The sequence below is a fragment of the Oleiphilus sp. HI0080 genome (assembly GCF_001635135.1).
The window spans coordinates 1-10,575 of sequence record NZ_LWFU01000770.1; the positions used below are offsets into that span (position 1 = coordinate 1).

10 protein-coding genes are annotated in these 10,575 nt (G+C 48.4%); 3 read left to right on the forward strand and 7 right to left on the reverse strand.

The annotated features are described in order from the left end of the window. The coding region (locus A3751_RS16005) for a heme NO-binding domain-containing protein (protein ID WP_068457877.1) at window positions 1-382 on the reverse strand (382 nt) is incomplete at its 3' end. Window positions 383-560: 178 nt separating this feature from the next. Here A3751_RS16005 and A3751_RS16010 point away from each other — a divergent pair. Continuing rightward, a complete protein-coding gene (locus A3751_RS16010; RefSeq protein WP_197466409.1) occupies window positions 561-2,771 on the forward strand; it encodes a patatin-like phospholipase family protein in 2,211 nt (736 codons plus the stop codon). Window positions 2,772-2,780: 9 nt separating this feature from the next. Here the strand turns inward: A3751_RS16010 and A3751_RS16015 are convergent, their stop codons facing one another. Together A3751_RS16015 and A3751_RS16020 are read right to left on the reverse strand one after the other, a co-directional pair. Further along, window positions 2,781-3,275, reverse strand: coding sequence for a hypothetical protein (locus A3751_RS16015; protein ID WP_068457881.1), 495 nt, complete (start codon window positions 3,273-3,275; stop codon window positions 2,781-2,783). A gap of 61 nt (window positions 3,276-3,336) precedes the next feature. Beyond that, window positions 3,337-3,915, reverse strand: coding sequence for a cadherin-like domain-containing protein (locus A3751_RS16020; protein WP_068457883.1), 579 nt, complete (start codon window positions 3,913-3,915; stop codon window positions 3,337-3,339). Window positions 3,916-4,291: 376 nt separating this feature from the next. Here A3751_RS16020 and A3751_RS16025 point away from each other — a divergent pair, with 376 nt between their 5' ends. Further along, the gene (locus tag A3751_RS16025) at window positions 4,292-4,618 is read left to right on the forward strand and encodes an Hpt domain-containing protein (protein WP_068457885.1); all 327 of its coding nucleotides are present in this window, start codon (window positions 4,292-4,294) and stop codon (window positions 4,616-4,618) included. Between the two features lie 5 nt (window positions 4,619-4,623). On the opposite strand, the gene mazG is transcribed toward A3751_RS16025, so the two are convergent. The 4 genes from mazG to cysM all read right to left on the reverse strand — a co-directional run bounded on the left by mazG (window position 4,624) and on the right by cysM (window position 10,088). Further along, window positions 4,624-5,499, reverse strand: coding sequence for a nucleoside triphosphate pyrophosphohydrolase (mazG, locus tag A3751_RS16030; protein ID WP_068457887.1), 876 nt, complete (start codon window positions 5,497-5,499; stop codon window positions 4,624-4,626). Continuing rightward, window positions 5,492-7,738, reverse strand: coding sequence for a GTP diphosphokinase (relA, locus tag A3751_RS16035; protein WP_068457889.1), 2,247 nt, complete (start codon window positions 7,736-7,738; stop codon window positions 5,492-5,494). Before relA ends, mazG begins: the two co-directional genes overlap by 8 nt. A gap of 15 nt (window positions 7,739-7,753) precedes the next feature. Then, window positions 7,754-9,106: a 23S rRNA (uracil(1939)-C(5))-methyltransferase RlmD gene (rlmD, locus tag A3751_RS16040; RefSeq protein ID WP_068457891.1), complete on the reverse strand. Its 1,353-nt coding sequence runs from the start codon at window positions 9,104-9,106 to the stop codon at window positions 7,754-7,756. An 88-nt stretch (window positions 9,107-9,194) separates the two neighbouring features. Further along, on the reverse strand, window positions 9,195-10,088 hold the full coding sequence (cysM, locus tag A3751_RS16045) for a cysteine synthase CysM (RefSeq protein ID WP_068457893.1): 894 nt from the start codon (window positions 10,086-10,088) through the stop codon (window positions 9,195-9,197). A 112-nt stretch (window positions 10,089-10,200) separates the two neighbouring features. Here cysM and A3751_RS16050 point away from each other — a divergent pair. After that, the coding region (locus A3751_RS16050; protein WP_156492541.1) for a hypothetical protein at window positions 10,201-10,575 on the forward strand (375 nt) is incomplete at its 3' end.

Here is a 10,575-nt window from a genome sequence, read left to right on the forward strand (position 1 = left end):
TATTGGCGTCAGGTCGCTCGGTACCAAGCTGTGGAAGTTCAGCATCTGGGTAGAGCTTTCGTACTTCTAAATGCACGTGATTGTCGATACCTTCAAGAAATGTAAATGCATCAGGGGCGGCCTCAAACATTGAGGAAAAATTGCTACTGAACTTATAAATCAGATGTTTACCAAACACGTGCAGTAAATCTGGTATCGGAGTATCACTTCGCTTCGACAATGCCCCCACCAGCTGCAACATCTCGTTATAATCGTATAAACCAACCGAAGTGTAGGCTCCTCCGCTGTCGAGATCACAGTCATCAAGAATGTCATCCACCATATCCATTGAGAAAGTATCTTCCACTAACTCAATAAACTCGGTAAAAACAATACCTTTCATGTCACGCTCCTTGAATTCAGCTTAAGTGCCATTCATAGTAGCCCAGTAATCAGTTATTTCCTTTTTTTCTCTCTTACCTAGAGCATAGGTGACAATGACTTTACTGTCGTCTTATAAGACAAGCTTTTTGTCCTTTTTACAGCTAATTTTTGGGGTATTGCCAAGCCTGGCTCTGTGCTTGACGTCATGGTCAACCTTGGCTGCGTCGACAAACAATGAGCCTGCCAAAAGTGCCGCATGTCAAAGCGCGGTCGATCGCCCATGTATCGGCTTGGTGCTTGCGGGAGGCGGCGCTCGCGGCAGTGCGCATGTGGGTGTATTGCAGGCATTAGAAGAGCGAGAGATACCGATCGACTTAATCGTCGGCACCAGTATGGGATCGTTTGTTGGGGGACTCTACTCCAGTGGAAAAAGCGCAGCCGAAATCGAACAGCTTTTTATCAAGGCGAACTGGAACTCAGGCTATGTTGACGATCTCCCCCGTTCGCGCATACCAAACAGGCGCAAGCGCCATGATGACCTTTACCCGATCCAGCTCGGCATAGGCTTTGACGCCGATGGTTTTAAACTACCGAAAGGCATTTTTCAGGGACAAGGGATGCGCCGCCTTATTGAGTCGATGCTTGGCTCCTATCCAGTGCTTAAGAGCTTTGATGACTTGTCTGTGAGCTATCGCGCTGTCGCCGCTGATCTCGAAACCGGAGAGCAGATTGTGCTAGACAGAGGCGACCTTGCGACAGCAATGCAAGCCTCTATGTCACTACCGGGAATATTGCGTCCTATCGAGATTGATGGCCGCGTTTTGGTTGATGGCGGTATTGCCAATAACCTACCTGTGAGTGTCGCCAAAGATTTAGGTGCCGACATTGTTATCGCCGTAGATATCGGCTCTTTGCCCTTACCTGCAAAGGACATCGACAATACGTTTGATGTACTTGGTCAACTTAGCAACTTCCTCACTTTTGAGAACCAACAACGTGCGCGCGCCCTACTCAGCGAAGCCGATTTACTCATTAAACCGAATCTAGACGGTATTACGCTGACTGATTTCAGCAGCACCGAGAAGGGCATACAAGCCGGCTACGCAGCCGCTAATGTTCAAAGCGATAAACTTCAGAGCATCGCTCAAAACTACACATCAAAGCACGTTGTCGATCAGCCTGAACTGGCGCATCTGAACCACAACATCGACAGCATTATTCTCAATAATAAAACCCGTCTTGCGGATGATTATATTTTTTACCGCATGCGGCTCAGTCATGAAGGGCCATACACCAAGCGTCAAATTCGGGAAGGCATCGAACGTCTCTATGGTCAGGGAACCATTGCACGCGTCACCACCTTTGTGGAAGAAAGTAACGAACAATCGACGATGAAAATACTCATCGAGGAAAAGGAATGGGGACCGGGATATCTCGATTTTTTATTCAGCTTTGAGGATAACTTTCGTAGTTTCAGCCTCTTTGAAATTGGCGCGGCTATGCGACTAACCAACTTGAGCCCATACGGGGCAGAATGGACTAACTCCGTTCAGTTTGGTTCAGAAAAAGTGTTGAAAACAGACCTCTATTGGCCGATCTACACGAGTAGTTTTTTTCTACTCGCAGACAGCGAATATAAACGAGAAATCTCCAATTACTTCGATTCTTCTGGCGATTCTGTCGGTGAGGTCATCAACTCGTCAAATACCACAAAGGCGGGGTTTGGATTTGAATTTAATGACAGTTTTGACATGATTGCCGCCGCTGAAATTCAAAATGGCGATATTGAACTGCCCGACACATTGTCTAGTCAAATTGGGCTGGACGTGATTGATTACGACAGCGATTCCATCCTGATTCGTGCCGAATATGACACACTTGATGAGGCGGACTTTTCCCGCTCCGGTTCAAAGCTCGATATTGCCTTGCGCCGCAGCGCGACCCAGGCACTAGGCCTCCCAGAAGAATATGCGAACAAATTCGAAGTTGACCTTAGTGTTGCCGGATCACTCGGAGCACATACATTGAAGCCAACTTTGCGTTTTGGCAATGCGTACAATGAAGGGCCTATTGGATTTACCAACTTTGAGTTAGGCGGCTTTCTCAATCTATCCGGCTTAGACCGAGACTTTCTCTCCGGTCCTTTTTTGCGCTTCGCCAGATTAGTTTATACCTATGAGTTAGCCAAAAACCCGATGGGTGGAACAAACCTTCCCTTCTATCTCGGTATCTCTGCGGAGGCAGGCAATGTTTGGGAGGAGCGCAGCGCGATAAGCTGGGATTCTACGTTCAAAAGCGGTGCAGCATTTTTTGGCTGGGACAGCCCGATTGGGCCAGCCTTTCTTGGTTATGGGCGAACCAACACGCAAGACGAGAGCTTTTACATCTCTCTGGGTAAGCGATTTTAGGTGCCGACATTACCACTGGCATTGTCGCACTAGCTCTGCACACATTTGGACGAAAAGCTGCAAACCTTCTTCCTGAAATTCTAACCTTAACCCCTTAGCACCACCGTCTGAAAAGGTCATCGCCATGCTACGGTTCTCTTGCACGTCGACATTCACGATACGGGCAAAAGGAAATAGATTGGCGTCAGGCACTGGCGTTGAGTGTCGTTCCATTCGGGATGTACTCCCCTCGAGCAAGTCTTGACGGTAACGCTCATAATCATCGCGCGCGCCTTGTTCATTCAAAGCATTAGAGCTTACCGAGTCATTGGAATTAGAGCCATCAACAACGCGCTGCAGAATTTGTTCGGTTTCATATTTGGCAAATAAGGCAGAATTAAGGCTATGAATAATCTTCAATAAGGCGCGGCGGCTCAACCACCAAGAGGGTTGCGAAACATCTTGATGACTCTGCAATAAAACGCGGTCTTCAACCGCATCGTAAGTAAGTTGAATGCCGGACACACTGTATGCCTAAGCCGAAGATGTTGTCATTGTCATCCCCCGATACCGAATGATCGGAGAGCTAGGCATCGTCGCGGTCTTCCAAAACCATCGTACCCGTGTCGTGCGATGCACTTTTGTCAGACGCACAATGCAGCGGAACAACCGTCAACGGTACATTTTCTGGTGAACAATCTACGCCGTCATTGATCATAAAGGTCAGCGACATGTCTCCGGAAAAATTGTGGTCAGGCCAGACTGTCCAGCTGCCATCGCCATTGTTAACGACCGTTCCGAAATTTGGATCGACCGCAAAGCCCTCGATCGTCCACGTATCGCTATTTCGGTGTTCCGGGTTTACTGCATCGAGCAATTGCTTCTCTGTGAGGACAATTGAGTCATCTTCATTAACTGCAAACCCGAATGGTGTGGGGTCTGGATCAGCGTCAGCATCAACGCCATGAGCTCGCTCGCCGACATCACTATCTGAGCTAAGAGCGTATAAATGCTCGCCTTGCGACTGAGATTTAAGCGGCCCGACACCCGTTAAAACATAAGCAGACTGCTGATTTTGCGTATGAACGTTCAAACGATTGTTACCTCCAACGCTACCACCATTATCATTCAACGGGGCTTTCTCGCGGTTAGAACTATCTGGCATTCACCTTTCCTCAATCTTTACAGCAGTATCACGCGACATTGCGTCAGGGCCTCAAGGCAGCAACTAAGTGCTAAAGCAAAGTGCTACAAGCGACACTACTTAGCTAAACCATAGTGACCGATGCACCTCATTAATGCCTTTTCAAACAAGCACTAAAAACATCTCAACGGCGCAAAAACTCAACGACCAACGCAGTGCTTTAATGGTTTGATTTTTATACCAAATTTGTTACCCAAATATCGCAGTGTAATTGGTGTATTTTTGTTACTACATGCAACGGCACTAAAGCAACCAAAGACTATTTCTAATTACGCTAAAAATTTTACCTATATGCTTTTAGCGTCTATATTTTGGATAGTTTTGCGGAGGAAACTGAATGATAGACATTGATGCATTGAGCGCTCGTTTGGGTAATAACGCGACAATTGTGGAGAAGATACTCGGTATATTCACAACACAATATGACAGCGGAGCGCCAGTTTTCGAGTCAGCAATCACCTCTGGGAATACGGAAGAGATTTACCATCTCGCTCACTCGTTAAAAGGCGCGCTGGCCAATATGTGTGCAGATGAAGATGCAGCGGCAGCCGCTGAATTAGAGTCAGCTGCACGCTCAGGGGAAATACCAGAAGCCCATTTAGTGAGCGAAATGGAGGCGCGAATCCGCGCCATCAACGAGCAAATCCATACCCACCTTGGATAACTATTTCAATTGAACTGCTTGGCTTCATCCCAAAGTGCATCAAGCTCTTTTAGAGTGCAGTCTTCAAACGCTTTGCCCTGCTCGGCCAATGCTCGCTCTATATGATTAAAGCGCCGGGTGAATTTATCGTTACAGCCACGCAATGCCTCGTCGGGATTTACCTTCAGAAAACGCGCTAGATTAACGCCACAAAACAGCAAATCACCCACTTCATCCGTAAGCCTTGCATGAATATCAGGCTCTCGGAAACTCTTGTCCTTTGCGTCCTGAATAACCTCGCGTATCTCACCAATTTCTTCTTCGAGCTTGGCAAACACATCGTCAATATTGTCCCAATCAAACCCGACATTAGAGGCGCGACGCTGCAATTTATCTGCACGCCCTAACGAAGGGAGCGCCTTTGGAATGTCAGACAGAATACTACGTTGTTTCGGCGTTTGACCAAGACCTGCCTTTAACGCGCGCTCTTCCGCTTTGATTTCATCCCACTGCCCTTTGATTTGGTCATCAGTAAAGCTAGTACCTTCAGGATGATACGCACGCAACGCTTTATTTGGAAAGACATGTGGGTGCCTGCGCACCAGCTTAGTGGTGATAGCGTTGGTAATGTCGGTAAAGTCGAAGCTACCCTCTTCTTCAGCCATTCGGGCATAAAAGATCACTTGGAACAGCAGATCTCCGAGTTCATCACGAATCTCATCTCGGTCACCTTGTTCTATGGCATCCGCGACTTCGTAGGCTTCCTCAAGCGTATGCGGAACAATACTGGCGAAGGTTTGCTTTATATCCCAAGGGCAGCCACGATCAGGATCGCGCAAACGTGCCATTAGGTATTGCAGATCTTCCAGTGTGTACTTCGAATTTAGACTGTTTTCAGGCATTACGCTTCCGTTTTGCTTCAATCACGTTAGGCAGTTGCTTAAGCTTAGCCAACACCCGACCCAAGGCATCAAGAGATTTGATTTCCATACTGATGGTAATCGTCGCGGTATGATCTTCCTGATTAGAGAAGGTGTTCACGCCCGTTACGTTTACTTTCTCGTCTGCAAGCACCGTTGTAATGTCACGTAGCAAACCTTCACGATCGTAGGCCTGAATATCGATAGAGACATCGTAGGCAGCATCCGGCGCGGTTCCCCAGCTTACCTCAATGACCCGATTAGGCTCGTGGTCTTCAAGCTGCAGCATGTTCATACAATCCTGTCGATGAATCGAAACACCTCGGCCAACGGTAATGTAGCCAACGATCGGATCACCTGGCACTGGATTACAGCAGTTTGCCAACGTTGTTAGTAAGCGCCCGACACCACGAATCTGAATATCATCATCCTGTTTCGGCACACTCCGCTTATGCTTCGGCTCAAACTTGAATTTGAGTTGCTGCTGATCAGGCGCCAATATCCGTTGAGCGGCCTGTGCCACTTGCGTTGGTTTTAAGTCACCCGCGCCAATCGCAGCAAACATGTCATCAACAGTGTCATACTTGGTTTCCTGAGCGAGATCCTTAAAGGCGATGTCACCAATACTTAGGCGCTTGAGCTCGTCTTCGAGTAATGCACGACCATCGTGGATATTTCGTCCACGATCCTGCTGCTTGAACCAGTTCACCACTTTCGCTCTAGAGCGCGAGGTTTGGATATACCCTAAACTTGGATTAAGCCAATCGCGGCTTGGCGAGGGGTTGTTCGAGGTCAGAATTTCAACTTGCTCACCGGTACGCAAAGGATACGTCAGCGGTACAATGCGTCCGTTAATCTTTGCCCCACGACAAGCATGCCCCACATCTGTATGAACGCGATAGGCAAAGTCCACAGGTGTTGCGCCACTCGGCAAATCAACCACATGACCTTTAGGCGTAAAGATATAAACACGATCTGCGTTTATATCCGCACTTAAGTGTTGCGCTATCTCAGAGACATCACCGACCTCTTCTTGCCACTCGAGAACCTGTCGCAGCCAGTTAATCTTGTCTTCGTAACCACTTGAGCTCGCTTTTGTGTCTGTCCCCTTGTAACGCCAGTGAGCACAAACGCCAAGTTCCGCTTCATCATGCATATCATGCGTGCGGATTTGAATTTCCATCACCCGCCCGCTGGGTCCGACCACTGCAGTATGTAGTGAGCGATAACCGTTTTCTTTTGGGTTAGCGATATAATCATCAAATTCGTAGGGGATGTGGCGCCATAAGGAGTGCACTACACCTAAGGATGCATAGCAGTCACTCACACGAGGAACGAGAATTCGAAACGCGCGAATGTCGTAAATCTCTGAAAAGTCGAGATTCTTTCGACGCATTTTTCGCCAGATACTGTAAATATGCTTACTGCGGCCGCTCACCTGCGCTTCAATGTGGGCGTTTTCTAGCTCTACCTCGATAGTATTGGTGACATCCGCGATAAACTCGTCGCGAGCAATACGTTTTTCATCAAGCAGCTTAGCGATTTTTTTATACGCACCTTCGTGCAGGTAGCGAAAACTGAGATCCTCGAGCTCCCATTTGATATAGCCGATGCCAAGCCGATGCGCTAGCGGCGCAAAAATATCAAACACTTCCCGTGCGACGCGCTGTCGCTTGTCAGGAGTCGCATCTTTCACAGATCGAATTGCGCACGTGCGCTCGGCAAGCTTGATGAGTACAACGCGAACATCATCGATCATGGTCACGAGCATTTTGCGCACGTTGTCGATTTGACCTTGCGTCTGCCCAAGAACCGACCCCTTGAATGGCTGATGGGTCGACGATATTGCAGCCATCTGAGAAACACCATCAATCAAATTTGCGACTTCTGGTCCAAATTTTTTCCGGATGGCATCCACCGTAGCTTTCTCTTCTCGCACAGCACGATACAAAATAGCGGCAATAATCGCGTTTTGATCCAGATCGAGCTCGGCGAGTATCTGTGCCATCTCGAGACCAATGAGAAAGGTATCGTGTTTTGAATTACTCCAGTAGCGCTCTGGGTGAGAGGGCGTTTGGCTGTATTCGAGGGCTGCAAAACAAGCTAGACGAACCTTGTCGAGATCGTCTATCTGAGTCTCATCAGCAAGGTTAATCAGCCACTGCTCTATCCCCTGTTCAGGAGAACGATTAGCTATGTAGTCTTCACGAACTTTGACCATAGGTCTACGTTTCTTCTATGCCTTTTCAAAGAGTGCAATCGATTCAACATGTGAGGTATGCGGAAACATATCCATGACACCTGCCTTCACCAATCGATAGCCTTTTTCTACAATCACACCGGCATCTCGTGCCAGGGTTGCAGGATTACACGACACATACACGATACGCTTGGCACCAAATGTTGTCAGATAATTACACACATCCAATGCGCCTGAGCGAGGCGGATCTATCAAGATTTTATCGAAGCCTTCTTTCGCCCACTCTTCCTTGGTGAAATCGGTTTGCAAATTGGCGCCATAAAAACGCACATTGTCGAGCCCGTTCAAGGAAGCATTTTCCTTGCCACGTACGACCATTGCATCATCGCCTTCGACACCAACCACCTCTTTTGCTTGAGTTGCTAACGGTAGCGTGAAGTTGCCTAAGCCACAAAATAGATCCAGAACACGCTCATCTTGTTTCACGTCGAGCCATTCCAGTGCACGGCGCACCATCTTTTTATTGATTTCCGCGTTTACCTGCGTGAAATCCATCGGGTGAAAGGCCAGTTTTACGGACTGTCCATCGGGTGTGTCGAGAGTGTAATGCAAGCGATCTTCATCTTTGGAGGCCGACTCGGGCCAAATACGATGGACGGTATCAACCCCCTTTGGCTGCAAATAGATGTGAAAACCCTGTGCCTGCCCAAAAGCAACCAGCTTAGCGGTATCGTCCTCGGTAAGCGGCGCCATGTGACGCACCACAAGCGCAGCAGCGTCTTCCCCAAGGGCCACCTCAAACTGAGGTAGCTCTCGATAAACTGAGAGACCTGCAACCAATTCGCGCAAATCTAGCAGGTGATGCCCCACTTTGGGGTTTAGCACCTCACATTGCTGCATATCCGCAAGAAAGCTGTTGCGCTTTTCTCGGAAACCCACCAGTACGGATTCTTTCTTGGCAACATACCGCACGCCAAGTCTTGCCTTACCCCGATATCCGAGGGTTGGCCCAGTCATAGGAGCGATCCACTCTTCGGGCTCAAGCTCCCCAAAATGTTTGAAATGATCTCGAAGGGTCGCTTCTTTAAACTGAATCTGTGCGTCAGTATCCATGTGCTGCAAACTACAACCACCACAAATTTCGGCGGCAGCACAGGGAGGCGTAACACGTTCAGCCGACGCTTCGAGTACCTCTACCGTTTTGAGTTCATCAAACTTGCCGCGCTGCTCAACGTACTGCGCCATGACACGTTCACCTGGCAGAGCCGCATCAATAAACTGTGTTTTACCGTCAAGCTTGGCAATGCCCCGCCCTTCATGACTTAAACCACCAGATATCTCGCACTCAATGGGTTCTTGGGGAAGTTTTTTCCTACGTCGTCTTGCCATATTTTCTTGCCGTAATGCCTTTTATGTTAAGCGGGACAATCACTCGGACACGTTTGCTTGTGAGCGACTAACTAATATCAGAGAGTATTTAAGGTGCGGGAAACACACCGGATGAAAGGTATCGGTCACCTCGGTCACAAATAATGGCGACGATTACCGCATTTTCAAGTTGCCGATTAAGCCGCAAGGCCGCAGCCACCGAACCACCCGAAGAGACTCCACAAAAAATACCCTCTTGAGCAGCGAGTGCTCGCATCGTTGTTTCGGCCTCGTCTTGCCCCATATCCATAATCTGATCGACGCGATCGGCTTCAAAAATAGTCGGTAAATACTCTTTTGGCCAACGTCGTATGCCAGGGATCGAGGCACCATCTTCCGGCTGTAGACCAATAATTTTGATATCCGGATTCTGTTCTTTAAAAAAGCGTGAACACCCCATAACGGTGCCCGTCGTACCCATAGAGCTAACAAAATGCGTCATCTCGCCTTTTGATTGCTCCCAGATTTCAGGCCCTGTACCAGTATAATGCGCCAATGGGTTATCCATATTGCCAAACTGATTTAAAACGAGCCCTTTGCCTTCAGCCTGCATCCTGAGTGCAAGATCCCGCGCACCTTCCATGCCTTCTTCTTGCGTAACAGGGACTAATGTCGCGCCGTATGCAGCCATGGATGCTTTTCGCTCCTCTGTGGCGTTATCCGGCATGATCAGAATCATTTTGTAGCCTTTGATTGCGGCCGCCATTGCGAGTGCAATACCCGTATTGCCGCTCGTCGCCTCAATGAGAGTATCTCCAGGCTTAATATCGCCGCGCTGCTCGGCTTGCTGGATCATGCTGGTAGCGGGACGGTCTTTGACAGATCCAGCTGGGTTGTTTCCTTCTAGTTTCACCAAAATCGTATTGGAAGTATTGCCGGGCAGGCGTTGCAGCCTCACTAAAGGGGTGTTTCCTACGTAGTCTTCAATGGTCGGGAAGTGCATTTTCCTCTCACAAATAACAGAGCCGAAATAATTGCGCCATAATACACTCTCAGACTCTTAAATGCGTGATAAGATCCCTCGCAAAGCGAAAAGAATAAGTGTTAAACGCCGTATGAGATTGCTAACGCTCAAGTCACGAATTTTGGTCATTAGTGTTACTGGGCTTTTGTCTGCAGCACTTATCGTTACAACATTTGTTGCAATGAGAGGACTCGAACAGCGGCAACTCGCCTACGAAACGTCCATCCAGAATCTAGTCTTCTCTGCCACGCAAGCTATCGCGGAATCAAGGACACTCGATCGAAACTCGCTCTCTAAACAAATTGAACGCCTGTCTAGCGCCTCCCTGTTGAAGAATGTGTCATTAGTCGACGATCAACGCCGCATCATTTCTCATGCTGGCGGAACTCACACACCCCCCATCAATCCAAGCGACTTCCCTGAAAGCGGGCATCAACTTCTAGAGCGAGGGCAATTTGCGGTTTAT